The organism is Roseivirga sp. UBA1976, assembly GCF_002336325.1.
Taxonomy (GTDB): domain Bacteria; phylum Bacteroidota; class Bacteroidia; order Cytophagales; family Cyclobacteriaceae; genus Roseivirga; species Roseivirga thermotolerans.
Genome location: NZ_DDDQ01000134.1, coordinates 14,571 through 31,192, shown reverse-complemented (window position 1 = coordinate 31,192; position 16,622 = coordinate 14,571). Strand labels below are relative to the sequence as shown.

General features: G+C 44.8%; 16 protein-coding genes. 7 read left to right on the top strand and 9 right to left on the bottom strand.

The window, feature by feature from the left end; all coding sequences use genetic code 11:
* Positions 1-108 precede the first annotated feature (108 nt).
* The 4 genes from B3763_RS13205 (at position 109) to B3763_RS13190 (ending at position 3,881) form a co-directional block, all read left to right on the top strand.
* Complete coding sequence (locus B3763_RS13205; RefSeq protein WP_189628307.1) at positions 109-444, top strand: PadR family transcriptional regulator; 336 nt, start codon at positions 109-111, stop codon at positions 442-444.
* On the top strand, positions 431-3,001 hold the full coding sequence (locus B3763_RS13200; RefSeq protein WP_286747153.1) for an ABC transporter permease: 2,571 nt from the start codon (positions 431-433) through the stop codon (positions 2,999-3,001). The genes B3763_RS13205 and B3763_RS13200 overlap by 14 nt, the downstream gene beginning before the upstream one ends.
* 140 nt (positions 3,002-3,141) lie before the next feature.
* Positions 3,142-3,507, top strand: coding sequence for a hypothetical protein (locus B3763_RS13195; RefSeq protein ID WP_189628309.1), 366 nt, complete (start codon positions 3,142-3,144; stop codon positions 3,505-3,507).
* A gap of 80 nt (positions 3,508-3,587) precedes the next feature.
* Positions 3,588-3,881: a hypothetical protein gene (locus B3763_RS13190; RefSeq protein ID WP_286747150.1), complete on the top strand. Its 294-nt coding sequence runs from the start codon at positions 3,588-3,590 to the stop codon at positions 3,879-3,881.
* On the opposite strand, the gene B3763_RS13185 is transcribed toward B3763_RS13190, so the two are convergent.
* Complete coding sequence (locus tag B3763_RS13185; RefSeq protein WP_286747147.1) at positions 3,860-4,714, bottom strand: aminotransferase class IV; 855 nt, start codon at positions 4,712-4,714, stop codon at positions 3,860-3,862. The genes B3763_RS13190 and B3763_RS13185 overlap by 22 nt on opposite strands.
* Positions 4,715-4,808: 94 nt before the next feature.
* On the opposite strand from B3763_RS13185, the gene B3763_RS13180 reads away from it, so the two are divergent.
* On the top strand, positions 4,809-5,612 hold the full coding sequence (locus B3763_RS13180; protein WP_286747145.1) for a J domain-containing protein: 804 nt from the start codon (positions 4,809-4,811) through the stop codon (positions 5,610-5,612).
* On the opposite strand, the gene thiL is transcribed toward B3763_RS13180, so the two are convergent.
* On the bottom strand, positions 5,598-6,635 hold the full coding sequence (gene thiL, locus B3763_RS13175) for a thiamine-phosphate kinase (protein WP_286747143.1): 1,038 nt from the start codon (positions 6,633-6,635) through the stop codon (positions 5,598-5,600). The two genes, B3763_RS13180 and thiL, sit on opposite strands and share 15 nt — an antisense overlap.
* A gap of 271 nt (positions 6,636-6,906) precedes the next feature.
* A complete protein-coding gene (gene mce / locus B3763_RS13170; RefSeq protein WP_189628314.1) occupies positions 6,907-7,308 on the bottom strand; it encodes a methylmalonyl-CoA epimerase in 402 nt (133 codons plus the stop codon).
* 128 nt (positions 7,309-7,436) lie between these two features.
* Here mce and B3763_RS13165 point away from each other — a divergent pair, with 128 nt between their 5' ends.
* Positions 7,437-7,844, top strand: coding sequence for a hypothetical protein (locus B3763_RS13165; RefSeq protein ID WP_189628315.1), 408 nt, complete (start codon positions 7,437-7,439; stop codon positions 7,842-7,844).
* A gap of 1 nt (position 7,845) precedes the next feature.
* Positions 7,846-8,172 carry a HesB/IscA family protein gene (locus tag B3763_RS13160; protein ID WP_189628316.1) on the top strand — a complete coding sequence of 109 codons (327 nt, stop codon included), beginning with the start codon at positions 7,846-7,848 and terminating at the stop codon, positions 8,170-8,172.
* A gap of 386 nt (positions 8,173-8,558) precedes the next feature.
* Here B3763_RS13160 and B3763_RS13155 read toward each other — a convergent pair whose 3' ends face one another.
* From B3763_RS13155 to B3763_RS13130, 6 genes are read right to left on the bottom strand one after another with little or no spacing between them, the layout of a single operon-like run.
* Positions 8,559-10,445, bottom strand: coding sequence for an amidophosphoribosyltransferase (locus tag B3763_RS13155; RefSeq protein WP_286747139.1), 1,887 nt, complete (start codon positions 10,443-10,445; stop codon positions 8,559-8,561).
* A gap of 9 nt (positions 10,446-10,454) precedes the next feature.
* Positions 10,455-11,975, bottom strand: a complete 1,521-nt coding sequence (locus B3763_RS13150) for an NADH-quinone oxidoreductase subunit N (RefSeq protein ID WP_286747137.1) — start codon at positions 11,973-11,975, stop codon at positions 10,455-10,457.
* Entirely contained in the window at positions 11,972-13,669 is a 1,698-nt protein-coding gene (locus B3763_RS13145; protein ID WP_286747135.1) for a complex I subunit 4 family protein, read from the bottom strand. The genes B3763_RS13150 and B3763_RS13145 overlap by 4 nt, the downstream gene beginning before the upstream one ends.
* Positions 13,670-13,672: 3 nt before the next feature.
* Positions 13,673-15,805, bottom strand: a complete 2,133-nt coding sequence (gene nuoL / locus B3763_RS13140; RefSeq protein ID WP_286747133.1) for an NADH-quinone oxidoreductase subunit L — start codon at positions 15,803-15,805, stop codon at positions 13,673-13,675.
* Positions 15,802-16,104: an NADH-quinone oxidoreductase subunit NuoK gene (nuoK, locus tag B3763_RS13135; RefSeq protein WP_189628321.1), complete on the bottom strand. Its 303-nt coding sequence runs from the start codon at positions 16,102-16,104 to the stop codon at positions 15,802-15,804. The genes nuoL and nuoK overlap by 4 nt, the downstream gene beginning before the upstream one ends.
* A complete protein-coding gene (locus tag B3763_RS13130) occupies positions 16,094-16,621 on the bottom strand; it encodes an NADH-quinone oxidoreductase subunit J (protein ID WP_189628322.1) in 528 nt (175 codons plus the stop codon). Before B3763_RS13130 ends, nuoK begins: the two co-directional genes overlap by 11 nt.
* Position 16,622: the final 1 nt, after the last annotated feature.

The following is a 16,622-nucleotide window of genomic DNA, read 5'->3' as shown; positions in this document are numbered from 1 at the left end:
TATCCATCGGTTCACTACATAAATTTCCCTCTTCATTCAAACTATTTTGATTTTTTAAACATCTGTTAATTATATTCGTCAGACATATTTTAAACAAATGTTAACAATATGAGCGATTACTCTTTGGGTACCTTGGAAGAAACCATTCTCATTATTCTACTCATGCAGGAGGAGAGCCACGGTGTAGAGATTGCCAAAGTATATGAAGAACACATGAAACAAGCCATCTCTTTACCGGCCATTCACATGGTGCTTAAGCGCATGGAAAAAAAAGGACTGGTTAAATCAAGCTTTGGCGAACCCACCCCGGAACGGGGAGGAAAACGCAAAAAGCTCTACCGAGCCACGCCCACCGGCTACAAAGTAGCTCACGAAATTCAGGAAAGAAGAACACAAATGTGGTCTCAGGTTCCCAAAGCCTCTTTCAATTATGGCATTGCCTAAACCTCCACAGTGGGCCGTTAGGCTGTTGCAGCGCATTTGCCCAACCGAGGTGCTCGAAGAGGTAGAAGGCGACCTGCATGAGGCTTTTGTGTGGCGCCATGAAACGCGGGGGTCTGCCTACGCCAAAAGAAAATACATCTGGGAAGTCTTCAAAAGCTTCCACCAAGTAAAAATTAAGGTCAAAACTCAACATTCAGGAATCATGCTACTTCACAATTACTTCAAAACGGGGCTTCGTTTTTTATGGAAAACCAGAGGCTACTCTACACTCAACATTCTAGGGCTGGCCATAGGCATAGCCATCAGCTGGCTGGCTTTTGTCTTTGTAACAGACGAATACTCCTTTGATGGGTTTTATGAAAAAGCAGACCGGACATATCGCATTAAGGCTTCCATGGGTTTTGGCGACAAGCCCAGCGTTTTTGCAGGCTCTTCCTATCTTATGGGTGAAGAGTTGCCTCGACAGATAGCAGGAATTGAACTTTCGAGCAGGTACAAAAGCGGCTTCTTTCTGGGTAAAATCGACAGGGAGTTCATTAACCAGGTAACACACTATGCCGATGGTGACTTCTTTGACATATTTGATGTAAACTTCTTAATTGGCGAAGCAGGCACCTTCAATGAACCTTCGACAGTGGTTATATCCGAAAGCACCGCCCTGCGCTACGGCATTCCTGCCGACCTGAGTTCGGATGAAATTACCTTAGTGTTAGACAACGAGGAAGCACGCTTTAAGGTGATTGGTATATACCGCGACTTTCCTGGCAACACCTCTATACGGCCCGAAATACTGATGCCTTTCAGCCTGTGGGCACAGGCCAATCAAAGACGCACAACCATTTGGTTCGACATTAATATGAATTGCTTTTTCACTCTGGCTGAAGGGGTTTCGGTGAATGAAGTAGAACAACAAATGACCGATATTCTATTGCAGAACGATGAGTTCGAAGCTGACGTGGCCCTGGGGCTTCAGCCACTTACGGACATTCACTTGAACCCGGAACTTCGTACGGGCAATGGCATAAATGCGCGGGGAGATAATCAGATGATACTTATAACGGCCATTATAGGAGCTTTTTGCCTGCTAATTGCTTGTGTAAACTACGCCAACTTTGCCGTGGGCAATTACCTTGTTCGGCTCAAAGAAGTAGCCTTGCGCAAAGTTTTTGGTGCTGAGAAAACCGGTATATTCAAACAGTTTGTAGTCGAAGCCTTTACTTCGTCATTCCTGGCCCTGTTTCTTTCGGTGGGTATTATCTATATAATTATGCCGGCCTTTGCCACATATGCCAATAAAAGCTATGAGTTGTCAGTCATCTTCTCCCAAAAATTTCTTCTTGGCGGAGTAGGCATAATGTTGCTCAGCACCGTGCTAGCCGGTTTATATCCGGCCTTACTCCTTTCTCGCTTCAAAACGGTGGCCGGGCTCAAGGGCAAAGCCAGGTTGGGCGGTAGAAATCTGCTTTCTAAAATGCTGGTTACCCTACAGTTTTGCATAGCTGTTTTCTTATTGGCCAGTATGCTCACACTGAACAAGCAGCTTAACTTTTTATTGAACTATGACATTGGCTACAACGGAGAAAACCTGGTACGCATTTTCAGACCTATTGAGGAGGAGTCTCTGAAAAACACATTCAAGAATCGCTTACTTGGCCTCTCAGGTATACAAAATGTGTCCATAGCCTCCGGCTTCAATGGCACCGACTATCGAACCGATGAGGGTGAGCAGGTTATTGTACGCCATGCCAGGGTTGACACAGACTATCTGGAAACCATGGGCATGGAATTATTGCAAGGCAGAAATTTTGACCCCGGTATAGCCACAGACTTCACCAAGGCCTGCATTGTAAATGAGGCCTTTGTAAAAGCGCGTGGCATGGAAAATGCCGTAGGTACTACCATAAATTTCAGCTATGGCGATTTTAGTAAGCCCACGATTATCGGGGTAGTAAAGAACTTTAATTTCGAATCGCTGCACACTCCCGTTCAACCACTGATACTGTATATGGGCGGCTACCTCACTACTTACGATACGCACGTGAAAGTTGACGCTATGAACCAGGCACTAATGGAACAGATAGAGGCCATACACAACGAAATGTTTGCTCCTTATCCACTCAACTACACCCTTGTGGAAGATGACATTGCAAATCAGTATGAGCTGGAAACTAACATTCAGAAAGTATCTAGAGGGGGCAGCATTATTGCCATAGTGCTTTCATGCATGGGGCTCATGGGCTTTGTTGGCACTCAGATCAGGCAGCGCCTCAAAGAGGTAAGTATCCGAAAAGTAGTAGGCGCCCGAGCTCGCAAAATATTCGGGCTTTATCTTGGGAAATACCTTCTTCTTTTAATTCTGGGAGTAGTTACGGGCATAAGTGTAGCCTATTGGATTATGCAGGGTTGGTTAAACAATTACCCCGAACATGTTAGTTTCGGAATGGGCATTATGTTTTTCTCCGTATCCAGTGTCTTAGTGGTTGCCATACTCACCATCTACTCACAACTGTTCAAGGCCATGCGGCTCAATCCGGTAAAATACCTGAAAGAAGAATAGGACGAGCGGTGGCACACAGCGGATTTTAAACGTATCTGGTCAGCCTTACTCATGACATGGAAATACGCCTCGCCCCCTCACATTTATACTTGTTGGACTTAAGGTTTCTCTACTTGCTCACTTAGCCTTAACTTTGCGCTATGCAGAACGATCCGGAATTGAATGGCAAATACCTGGGCACCATTACCAAAGACTTTGTGGTGGTGGCCGATACCTTGAAAGAAGCTGCCTATCAGGTGAAAAAAAGAGGCTTTTCGGAGTATCCCATATTTCCGATTTCTAAAGTAGACATTGCCATTGGGCAAAAACTTATTGGCAAAGAAGACCTGGCCATTAACTGGAATTACTACATCACCTATATCGATGAGTTTGTGCAACGCAAGCTTATAGAAGATGCGGAGGCTTTCAAAAAAGCATATAAAAACCCCGATGAGTTTTGTTGTCTTTTTGTGGTGGAGCCCGACTTTACCAACTTTCTTTTTGTGCCTTACCCGGAAGATGACTGATTGAGCAGACACCGGTAAATTTTACCAAACTTAACCTTGCAAATAGCGTTGTCTTAGTATATTGTATCAACGTTATTGCAATGATTCAGCTATTTCACGAGAAAAAAGAAACTGTCCGTAGCCTGCTTAACAAGCTGGTAGAGATAGGGAATAATGTGACCTGGCGAATCAACAACACCTACAGCAATGGCATAGACCAGACTATTCTGGAGATTCAAATCTTTGAAAATAAAATTCAGACAGGGCGTATAGCCTTTCAGCTTGAAGATGGCCATGTGATTAACTATAGATACAAGGAAATGGAAAAGCGCATTCCTGTGCAAATAGTAGACATGTTGCTGGATGTAATTGGCTATGAAATGCACGCTGCCTGATTGCCGGCCAGGTGATCTTCTATATAGGCATTGAAGACGTCTAACGCAGCTTTGCTCACAAGACCCGGTGAACCCGTACCAATCTGATGATCTCCAAGTTTCACAACCGGTAGAATTTTCTTTGTGGTGCTGGTAATGAATACCTCATCGGCACTTAACAATTCTTTTAGTTTTAAGGGAGCTATTTCTACGGGCCACCTATTTTTAAGAGCTTCGATGGCATGCATTCTGGTAATTCCGCTAAGCACTCCTTCCTGATTGGTTTTGATCACCCCGTCTTTTACCATAAACACATTGCAGCGCGACACTTCCGAAACATACTCTCCCTTGTAATACAACACATCAATATGCCCTTGCTTCTTCCACTCTGGTTGAAGCGCAACAGCGTTGGCATAGTACAAACTCTTAATATGCGGAAAGTCTCGCTCGTATTGGCAAAGCATAAGGCTTACTCCCTGTGCATAAACCGAGGCGTCTAAATCGGCAAAAGGCATATTTAAAATGAGCACCTCCGTAGGTCCCGGTGTAAACCCATCGGTGGAAGGCCCACCGCTCAAGACTATTTTAACCGAAGAATAGGCCATATCATTTTTCACCAACAGTTGCTTAACGGTCTCGCGGAACTGCTCTTTACTCAAAGGCACCTCGAGGCCTAATCCTGCTGCCGATCGATAGAGCCTTTCCAGGTGATCCTCTATAAATATGGGCGAAGAGCCTTTGGCCTTAAAAAATTCAAAAACCCCAAACCCTCTTAAGAAGCCCACATTATCGACCGAAATATGGATGTCTTCTTTATGTAAAAATTCACCGTTGAAATAATGTATTGGCTTCATAAACAAGATTTAATAATTTGAATCGGAATAGCTTCTTAAAGGCCTGAAAGTAAAAAGAAATAGCTCTCCCTAATAGCATTCCAATCAAAATGATATGAGTAAAGATTACTATGAGATATTGGGAATAGGACGGTCGGCCACACAAGAAGATATCAAAAGAGCTTATCGGCAAAAGGCCAAGCACTTCCACCCCGACCTTAATAATTCGGCCAATGCTCAGGCTCGTTTTCAGGAGCTCACTGAAGCACACTCCATTCTCAGTAATGAGGACACTCGCAGGCGATACGACAATGGAGATTTAAATGAGCCGGAAATAACCTTTACCTGGGCTGAGGTACAGGAAATGCTCAGGAGACAGGAAGAAGAGCGGGCCACCAGCTGGGTACAAGACTTGGGCTACTCCGGGCGAAATCGCTACAGCCCAACAGACTACAAGGCCAATGCCCGAACAGCTGCCATCATTAACAGGATTATGATGTTGTTTGCCTTCAGCTTCATTCTGGATTTTTTCATCTTTACCGATGCAGGCTCTGCCCAGGTCATCAATCTGTTTGAACTTGTGAATGTGGAGTGCCAAAGCCCAGGTGGCTCACCCGATGCTCCTACCAAACGTATTACGATAAAGGTCTCTGACCCTGCTTTAGCCCCTGCTTTAGGGCAAACGGTTGATTTGCGGAAAAGCCTTTTTTATGGAGTACACAGCTTTAAAACCCCGCAGTCGTCAACATATATTAAATCCATTAACCCACCTCCTGCTATTTACCTGTTCGCACTTTTGGTATTTATTGCCGGGGCACTGGGTAGTTCTCGATGGTTTACCCCTGAGGCCAAGTTCAACGCAGCAATAGTCAGTACTTTCTTTGGCTTAATTGTACTAACCCTCCTACTTCTCAGCTAGATGGTTCCACCCCTGGGCCTTAATGGGTACACGGTTGCCATTCCTAGTTACCAGCAAATTACCTTTATCTAAGGCTTGTGCATGGCCAATAAAATGTATGTCAGGATGTTTTTCCAGCTTCTTATGATCTTCTTGTTTTATGGTAAAGAGTAGTTCGTAATCTTCTCCCCCATTGAGCACTGCTGTAATGGGATCGAGGTTAAACTCTACTGCAGTATCATAGGTCTGCTTATCGATTGGCAACTGATCTTCATACAGCGCAAAAGCTACCTGAGAGTGTTTCGAAAGATGGAATACCTCTGACGCCAGCCCGTCAGAAATATCGATCATGCTGGTAGGCACTACCCCGGCTTCTTTCAGCTCGTGCACAATGTCCATTCGGGCAACCGGCTTCAATTGACGCTGTACTATATACTGGTATTTATCCAACTGCGGCTGCATTTGCGGGTTGGCCAGGTAGGTTTGTTTTTCTCTTTCCAACACCTGAAGTCCGATATAGGCCGCCCCTAAATCGCCAGTAGCACAAAGTATATCGTTTTGCCCAGCGCCTTTGCGATAAACCACCTCATTTTTGGCCACTCGCCCCAGTACAGAAATAGAGATAATAAGCCCACTGGTTGATGCGGTGGTGTCTCCTCCTACTATATCTACTTTAAAATCTTTGGCTGCAGCTTTAATACCAGTATACAAAGCCTCTATGGCTTCTAGTGAAAAGCGATTGCTCAAGGCCAGAGACACTGTTATTTGTTCGGGAGTTCCATTCATGGCCGCTATGTCTGAAACATTAACCGCCACCGCCTTATAGCCTAAATGCTGAATGGGTGCATAGGAAAGATCGAAGTGTATACCTTCTACCAGCATATCGGTAGAAAGCAGACTATACTCTTCGCCACGATCCATCACAGCCGCATCGTCTCCAATGCCAAGCACCGAACTTGAATGTTGTCTTTCAATCCCTTCAGCAATTCGGTCGATAAGACCAAACTCTCCCAAATCCGATAGTTCTGTACGCTTTTCTGCCATAGTTTTCTATTCTGGGGCAAAGATACAATTTCAGTTTAGGAGTTTTATGTTTCAGGTTCAAAGTTGGAAATCTGCTCATTTTAAGGGCACAACCCTAAGGCCAGTATTTGGATAGTTCTTATGGAACGGATGGGCCAATCCTTGGGCCAACGCTGCCTGAAAAGTTTCTTTATAGCTTATGGCAGCCAAGGCACAAAAGTTTTACCTCCCCCAATCTAAAAAAGATGTCCCATGAACTATGAATCATAAACAATGAACTTTGACCTATGAACTACCCCGCATCCTGGCACAGCTCAATCAACACTCCGTTGGTAGTTTTTGGGTGTAGAAAACACACCAGTTTATTGTCTGCTCCGCGCTTGGGTTCCTCATTAAGAAGCGTAAACCCCTCAGCCTCCAATCGCTTCATTTCGGCCCTTATATCTTCCACATCGAAAGCTATATGATGAATACCCTCTCCCTTCTTTTCAATAAAACGGGCTATGGGGCTGTCTGGACGTGTAGCTTCCAGTAGTTCAATCTTATTTGGACCAACCTGGAAAAAGCTCGTATTGACCCCTTCAGAGGCTACTTCCTCAATCTTATAATGGGCTCGACCAAAGAGCTTCTCAAACAACACATTCGATTCTTCTATGCTCTTTACAGCAATGCCAATGTGTTCTATTTTTCTCATTTCGTAGTTTTTAATCAATTGATTTTCATTGGTTATCTTTGCGGCTGCATGTGAACTTAATCGACCCAAGGTTGGTTAAGTTAATCGCTTGAATATAGCGATGAAGCAGCACAATAGACAATAAAAAAATGACTACAGGAACGGATATACACGTAGAAAGCGTAAAGCTTCAAAAAAAGATAGAAAGCCACCTGAGCATAACCGGCAGTGAGCTGAGTTTTGAATTTCAGACGGTTGAGGGTAAGGTAAAACTAGACCTTATTACCATTAACCCCAGGCACAATCAGTCCTTCCTGTTTCACTCTGAAGTTGGAATCGACAAGCTCGATGCACTGAAAAAGATGTATGACTATGTACAGTCTTACAAAGACAAGTATCAGTCGTACACCGTACAGTGGATCGCCAAAGGCGACAATGAGCTACACACTTCTTACTTTAGAGCCAGCAATATGTACGATGCCCTAGACAAACTGTATTATGGCAGAGACATCAATACCATAACCGTTTTTAGTGTAGTTTTAAATCCAGTAGCGTAAGATGATAAAAGTAACCGACATAGCGAGAGAGAAGATTATTGAGCTACGTAAGAAAGAGGGCAAAACCGACAATCATAACATTCGGGTAGCTGTACAAGGAGGAGGATGTTCCGGCCTAATGTATGACCTGGAGTTTGATGCCGAAATCCGTGAGAAGGATGAGGTCTTCGAAGATAAAGGAGTGAAAATTCTGGTAGACAGAAAAAGCTTGCTTTACTTGTTGGGGACAACGTTAGACTTCTCTGACGGATTGAACGGTAAAGGCTTTCAATTCATTAACCCGAACGCTTCCAGAACCTGTGGTTGTGGAGAGAGCTTCTCGGTTTAAGAAGTTAGCATCACCCTGAACCTGTCTGCCGACAGGCAGGCTTGATTCAGGGTCTATCACTTATATATGCTGAAGTATGTTCAGCTTCACGAAAAAAAATGAATAATGAAGCCACTCATTGAGTGGCTTTTGCTTTTTATGGACATCCAAACCACTCGGAGCGGTCTGACGACTGGGAGTCTCTACCGGCCTTAAGTGCCAATTTGAGGGATTCCCGATCGGAGCCGGGAATGACAACCAGCTTTTGAAACAGCCTCTAAATTTTTTATGCCAAGTAGGAGATTCTTCAGTCGTGCCGCCTTCAGAATGACGGCTCTAACAGTCAAAACACTAGTATTAGGGTTCAGTAGTCACTGTGCTAGGTACTTTGTACCCAATACTCAGTACTAATAAGCTCTTACCTCCTTACCCTCCATAAAGTTAACGAAGGCCTTATTTACCACCCGCATACCTCCAGGAGTTGGATAGTTTCCGGTAAAATACCAATCACCCAAATTGTTTGGGCAAGCTTTGTGCAAGTTATCTACCGTTTGATACACTACCTCCAACTCAGCCTTTAAGCCCTCCGGCCTAATGATCTCTGTAATCTTGGCCGAAATCTGCTCATCTGTAAACTGATTGTACAAAGTTTGCACATAGTTTAACTGCTCTTTAGATTCCATATTGGCCAGAATCTGATGGTAGGCATCTTCTAGCAGGTCTTCTTTATAGTGTTCTTTTATGAGCTGAAGCATGGCTCGGAAAGCCACAAACTCCTTAATCTTGCTCATATCAATACCGTAACAATCGGGATAACGGATTTGTGGTGCCGAAGAAACCACCACAATTTTCTTGGGTTCCAGCTTGTCGAGCATGCGAAGAATACTCTTCTCAAGAGTAGTACCCCTCACAATGGAGTCATCTATAACCACCACCGTATCAATGCCTTTTCTAATCACCTCATAGGTTGTATCATAGACATTGGCCACCATGTCGTCACGGCTTGCATCGTCTGCAATAAAGGTTCTTAGTTTTGCATCTTTGATCACAAGCTTTTCTACCCTGGGCCTAAAACTGAGCATTTGCTCAATATCGTCTAGCGTAGGTTTCTTATCTACAATTACCTCCTTTTGCTTTTGCATGAGGTAATCATCCAACCCTTGCATCATCCCCAAAAACGAGACTTCTGCTGAGTTAGGAATGTATGAAAACACAGTGTTTCTGAGGTCGAAGTTGATCGCCTTCAATATCTGAGGTACCAAAAGGCGCCCCAGTTGTTTTCTTTCCTGATAAATTTCGGGGTCGTTTCCTCTGGAAAAGTAAATCCTCTCGAACGAACAGGCCTTAAGCTCTTGCTGCTTCATAATAGGCACTTCATCCCACTCACCACTTTTGTGAATAATAAGAGCATGCCCGGGCTGTACATCGGTTATCTCATTGTATTTCACGTTGAAAGCGGCCTTGATGGCCTGCTTTTCTGAGGCCACCACTATTACCTCATCGTCTATATACTTATAGGCCGGGCGAATTCCGTTTGGATCGCGCACCACAAAAGAAGCGCCATGCCCCAGCAGTCCCACCATTGCATAACCACCGTCAAAATCTTTGAATGAACGTTTGAGCACACGCTGCAGGTCCATTTCATTTTCAATAATATCGGTAATCTCGTGGTTCTCCTTTTTCTTCTTGTACTTATCGAAAATGCGCTGGTTCTCTTCGTCAATAAAGTGACCGATCTTTTCCATTACCGTTACGGTATCGGTCTTTTCTTTGGGGTGCTGCCCTAGTCTAAGTAAAATATCGAAGAGTTCGTCAACATTGGTCATGTTGAAGTTTCCGGCCATTACCAGGTTTCGGCTACGCCAGTTGTTCTGCCGCAAAAACGGATGACAGCTCTCTATACTGTTAGTTCCGTGGGTACCATACCTAAGGTGTCCAAGCCACACCTCTCCGGTAAAACCCATGTTGTTTTTAAGCCATTGTGCACTTTTGGGGTTATACCCCTCCTTCTTCTTGGCCTTGGCAAACTTCTTGGCAATTTTGGTAAAGATCTCTTCAACCGGTTCTGAGTTAATGGTTCTGTAACGGCTGATGTATCGTTGGCCGGGTGCAACACCCATTTTAATATTGGCCACCCCTACACCATCCTGGCCACGGTTCGACTGCTTTTTCATCATAATGTAAAGCTTGTTTACCGCGTAGGTTGCCGAACCATACTTATCAATATAGTATTGAAGGGGTTTTCTCAGACGAATGTGGGCTATACCACACTCATGTTTAATGGGCTCTAGCATGTCAACTTCTCAAAGCACAAAATTAATACTATTCAATAGGTCAACAAACCAATCGGACCTAAAGAATAGTAACAACACCGACAACACCAGTAAAGTGCCGGGTATTAATGCTCTAATGGTGTAGGCTCCAGGAGCTACATTGCCCTCTCCTTCTTTAAAAAAGAGCAGGTAGGGAATCTTAATGTAATAGAAAAGTGAAACAACGGTATTGAGAAGCCCCACAAGGAGTACCCAAAGCAAAATAGTGCTCTCTGAGCGACCAAACTCATCATAAACAGCACTAAACAAATAGAGCTTGGCATTGAACCCTACTGTGGGCGGCAGTCCGGTGAGGGCAACCATTACAATAAGCAGTAAAACAGAAACGTATGGTATCTTCTTGCCCATCCCTTTAAGCTGCTCGTACGATGTACTCCCTACTTTATTTTCTACCATTTGAATAAGGTAAAACGCTGCCAAATTCATGAGTAAATAGGCCAGTGCATAAAACACGGTAGCTTCCAGACCGGTACGATTCATAATTGACACTCCGGCCAGTAAAAAAGCAGCATGAGCAATAGACGAGTAGGCCAGCATTCGTTTAGCGTTGTCTTGCCAAAGTGCGGAAAAGTTACCCACAACCATTCCTCCTATAGAAAGTATTCCCAGCCAGGTTTGCCAGTCGAAGTGGGTTGCACTTGTAGCCGCCACCAGCCTAAGCAATACCAAAAGAGCAGCCAATTTGGGCACTACGGAAAACACAGCAACCGTTGGAAGCGGTGTGGCCCTATACACATCGGGAGCCCACACATGCAGGGGAAAGGCGCCAAGCTTAAAGAGCAAACCACACAGCACCATAAATACAGCAATATTGAGTGGTACCACCGCAGCATAATCAAGACCTATTTTGAAGGAGTCGGAGTTAAGATCGATTGATCCGGTTAGCCCATAAAGCCAACTCATTCCGTACAGCATTACCGCAGAGGCCGCAGCGCCATAGAGCAGGTATTTAATGGCCGCTTCCGATTTCTTTTTACCCTTGCCCAAGCCTGTCAATAAATAACTACAGATAGACACTAACTCTACGGCCACATAAATCATCAGCAGGTTGGAGCTCATAACCAGAAGAAACGCCCCAAGAAGCACTCCCAGCAAACACACCAATACTTCGCTGGAATCGAAATAATGCAGACTATCTTTTCGGGAAGTAACAGCCATTAGAAGAGCTACTAAAAGACTGAGCAAGAAGCCGATCTTAAACAAATTAGCTCCGGCAGAATGAGTCACAAGACCTTCGAATAAAGGCAGGGCATTTGCCTCGGGCAAGAAGCTCAATACCTGAAAAACCAGCAAAAAACTAAGCGCAGAAAACAGTATGGCAGCTAGTCCGACAGACTTATTCTTCTCAAAAAGGAGATCATAAACCACCAGCAAAATAATGGTAACTACAATGCCTATTTCGGGCAACATAAAATGAAGCCCTTCTTTTAAGCGCTGAAGTTGCTCAGCAAGTCCTCCCGGGTTTTGCATGCTGGCCACCAGAACAATCATTTAGACCACTCGGTTAGGTGTCCGACAAAAGATTCCACTCCGGTATTGATTAAGTTTAGCAACAAGCCGGGGTATATACCAAAGGCAATGATGAGAACCACCAGCGGAACTAATACCATGTATTCGCTAATGGTCAGGTCTTTAAGCGCAGGCAGCCAATTCTTTTCCTTTACCCAAAACTTACCAAGAAACATCTTCTGGAAGGTCCAGAGGTAGTATCCGGCAGCCAAAACCAGTCCCAAAGTAGAAACTATGGCCATCCATGCAGGGATTGCACCGATTACTGCAGAAGACTTAAACGCCCCTATAAACACAAACAACTCCGCTATAAACCCACTAAAGCCCGGCAAACCCAGCGAAGCGAAAAAGGCAATTCCTACAAACACGGTGTAATAAGGCATTTGATGAGCCAAACCTCCGTAATGTTCAATGGTACGGTTATGTGTTCTATCGTAGAGTACCCCGGCAATTAGAAAGAGCATAGAAGAAATGAGCCCATGCGAAAACATCTGATAAATGGCTCCGCTAATTCCCTCGCTGGTCATTGCCGCTAAACCTAAAAGCACAAAACCCATATGAGAAACGGAACTATAAGCTATAAGCTTCTTTAAATCTTTTTGGGCCAAAGCATTCATAGCTCCATAAATAATGGAGAACATACCCAGAAAACCAATGAGCCAGGCGTAATGATAGGCTGCATCAGGAAACATGGCAAAGGCCGTTCTGATCAGGCCATATCCACCCACCTTTAGGAGTACTCCGGCCAGCACCACCGAAATGGGCGTGGGAGCTTCCACGTGAGCATCGGGCAACCAGGTATGAAACGGGAAAGAAGGCAACTTAATGGCGAACCCAATAAAGATTGCAAGAAAGGCCATCCAGCGGATAGGCTCACCGAACAAAGTACTTAACCCACTGCGCTCCAGCAATGAACCCGGAATGTAATTGGCCGGGTTGGCCATATAAAGCATATTGAAAGATTTGACCAATTGTCCCTCTTCAATTCGTCCCTCAGCCACAAGAGCCTGAACCTCTTCAATGCTTAGCTCTGTGCCGTTAAGGCCCGCCAGCTCGGCCGTTTTCACAGGGTCATACACTGAGTTGTACAGCCCAATCATTACAATGAGTATTAGGATAGATCCTACAAGGGTATAAATGAAAAACTTAATGGCCGCATATTCTCTTCTGGGACCACCCCACAGCCCCACCAAAAAATACATGGGCAAGAGCATAAACTCAAAAAAGAGATAGAACAAAAAGAAGTCTAAAGCCACAAAGCACCCCAACACAGAAGTACTTAGAAGCAAATAAAGCCCAAAATATGCCTTTTGTTTTTCCTTTATCTTCCAGCAGGCTATAGCTCCAATAAACAATACAATAGAGGCCAGCAAAAGCATGGAAATATTCAGGCCGTCTGCCGCCAGCAAATAGTCTACTGAAAAAGTACCGAGCGACCCCAGACTAAGCCTAAACCACTCCACCTTCTCGACCAATTGCAGATTGGCTTCTCCCGATATTTGAGGCACAAGCCCCCCATCGAACATATGCACGGCATATAAGGTAAGCAAGAGTGATAAGCCTGTGGAACCAATAACCAGCACTTTATACAAATGCTGATAGGCCTTTGGTGTAAGAAGCACTACCAGAGCGCCAACCAGAGGAATAAATACGATATATGATAGTATGTGCTCCATAGGCTAAAGTACTAGCAGCAAAATTAAGGTTAACAAAAATATAAAGGTCACGAGTATTTGCGCCTGAATGTTACCCGATTGGATACTTCGGGTTAATTGCCCCACTTTTCCGATAGAATGAGCTGTAAGATTAACCAGACCATCGACAAACACACGATCGAACCAGCGGGTAAGGTAGGCTATTACCACTTGTAACTTGGCCAACAGATTAACCGCTTCGTCTACAATCCACCTATCGAACCAGGCCATCCCTCTGGCTTTGGCCAAAATACCTTTTAGAATAATCTTCTCGTAGAGGGCGTTGAGATACCAATGATAGAACGACACTTGCCCAAATACACCCACAGGCTCTCTTTTCTCAATAAATGACTTTTGTAGCTTTCCTCCCGGCCTATACACCCAATAAGCCAGCACTAAACCGGCCAAAGCAAGACCAATGGAAACCGCATTGACCAAACCATGTAAAACCTCAAAGGTTTCGTGAGGGATATCCAGCAGGCTTTGTGCAGCATACGCGACCGGAACCACATACATTGGAGTAGGCAAAGCCTGCATAAGCCAGGAATTCTCAGGGTTTAAGGTAAACCCAAATGGAATGGAAAGCGATAGCAGGGCAAAAATAACAGCCGGCACAGTAAGCCACCCGTTGCCTTCATGCAGTTCATTTTCCAACTGATTTCTACCCAGTATGCCTGCCAGCCTGAACTCTCCGAAAAACACCAGAAGTATCATTCTAAAGGTATAGAAAGCGGTAAAAACCACTGTCATAAAGGCCAGTACTTCCGGAATGTAAAAGCCTCCGCCTTTCTCATCGGCCCACACTGCCAGGTCGAGCAATATGGCATCTTTAGACAAAAAACCCGAAAAGCCGGGAAGCCCTACCAACGCCAAGGAGCAAAGCAGGAAGGCAAAAAATGTGACGGGCATTTTTCTACGTAAGCCTCCCATCACACGCATATCCTGGGGGTCAAACTTTTGTCCACCCTTTTCTAGATGGTGCAACTGATGAATAATAATACCGGCACTGAGAAATAGGCCAGCCTTAAAAAAAGCGTGAGTGATTAGGTGGAATATACCGGCACTAAAGGCTCCAACCCCCATGGCTAACACCATGTATCCCAATTGAGAAATAGTACTATAGGCCAACACCTTCTTTATATCGAACTGAGAAAGAGCGGCTATAGCCGCCATAAAAGCAGTTACCGCCCCCACAATAGCCACGACTTCCAGAGCTTGGGCATCCAGCAGCACAAAAATTCTGGCCAGCATAAATACTCCGGCTGCTACCATGGTGGCCGCATGAATCAATGCCGAAACAGGGGTTGGTCCCTCCATGGCATCCGGCAACCAAACTTGTAGAGGAAATTGAGCCGATTTACCCACTGCTCCACAAAAGAGGGCTATGCCTGCCGCACTCAACCAGCGCCCATCAAGGCTGGCCATTACTTCCTGACCCGCTTTTTTGAACGCTACCACCCAATTGCCATCTTCAATTTCAGAAATGGCCATTAAACTCTTTACTGCGTCCAAATCCAGGGTCTGAAATTGGGTGTACAAAATCATAAGCCCCGTAATAAAGCCCAGATCGCCAATTCGGTTTAGGATAAAGGCCTTATTGGCCGCCAGGGATGCCGACTTTTTTTCGAACCAAAACCCAATGAGTAAAAAGGATGAAAGCCCCACCAGCTCCCAAAAAATGAACATAAAGAGCAGGTTGTGAAAAAGCACTATGCCCATCATGGAAAACGTGAATAACCCCAAATAGGCAAAATACCGCGGTTTAGAGGGGTCTTCCCTCATGTATTCTATAGAAAACAGGTGCACCAGCAAGGCCACAAAATTGACTATGACAGACATAGCCAAAGCCAACCGGTCTAAAAAGAAGGAATAGGTAAAATCATTGCCTGCTAAACTAAACCATGAACCCCGAATACTGACCGGCTCATCCCATAGTGACAGGGCAAGAAAACCTGCTACTACAAGGTTTAGCCCAATCAGAAAGCTCGAACCATAGGGTGCCTGTTGTTTTAAGAAGGCAGAAATCAGACCTGAAAGCAAAGGCAAAGTCAGCAGAGCCACAACCCATAGGGTGTATTCCGACTGTTCTGGTGCTATGAGGTGGTCTAACTCAATCATCCCTTCATTGATTTTACTCGATCCAGATCGGAGGTCTTGAAGTACTTATACACCTTAACCACAATGGCCAAAGCCACGGCAGCCTCTGCAGCGGCCACAGTAATCACAAACAGACTAAATACCTGCCCTTGAAGAGCCTGCGGGTCGAAGCGGCTAAATGTAACGAGATTGAGGTTGGCTGCATTAAGCATTAACTCAATACCAATGAGCACCATTATGGTGTTTTTCTTGGTGAGTACCACAAACAATCCTGAGCAGAACATAAGCGCTCCCAATACCAGCATTGTGTTAAGCAGCATCGGCTCCCTCCTTTCTGGCATTTCCTGCCACACGAACCGCCCCTATCAGAGCTAACAAAAGCAATATTCCAATCACCTCAAAAGCCAATACATAGTCTGTCATCAGGCTCAGCCCAAAAGAAGACAGTTCTACCTGTTGGGTGTGTTCCTGGTCTACCCACGGTAGCTGGCTAAAGGAACCCTTATGAATAGTTTGTATCAGCAGGCCCAACAGACCTGAGGCCGTTAAAAAACCAAGCAATAGCTGATACCTGCCCGTTTGTACCCGCTGGCCTTTGAGCCTTTGGGTAAACATTACACCAAACACCAATAGAATGAGAATACCTCCTACATAAACCAATATTTGCGTAATGGCTATAAATTCTGCTCCCAAAAAGACAAACAAACCAGCTACTCCTATAAAAGTGAGTATAAGGGCGAATGCCGCATACAATATATTTTTGGTAATGGCCACAAAAAGAACCGAGCAACCTGTGAGCGCAGCAAAGAAGTAAAAAAGTATAGTTTCCAACTCCATA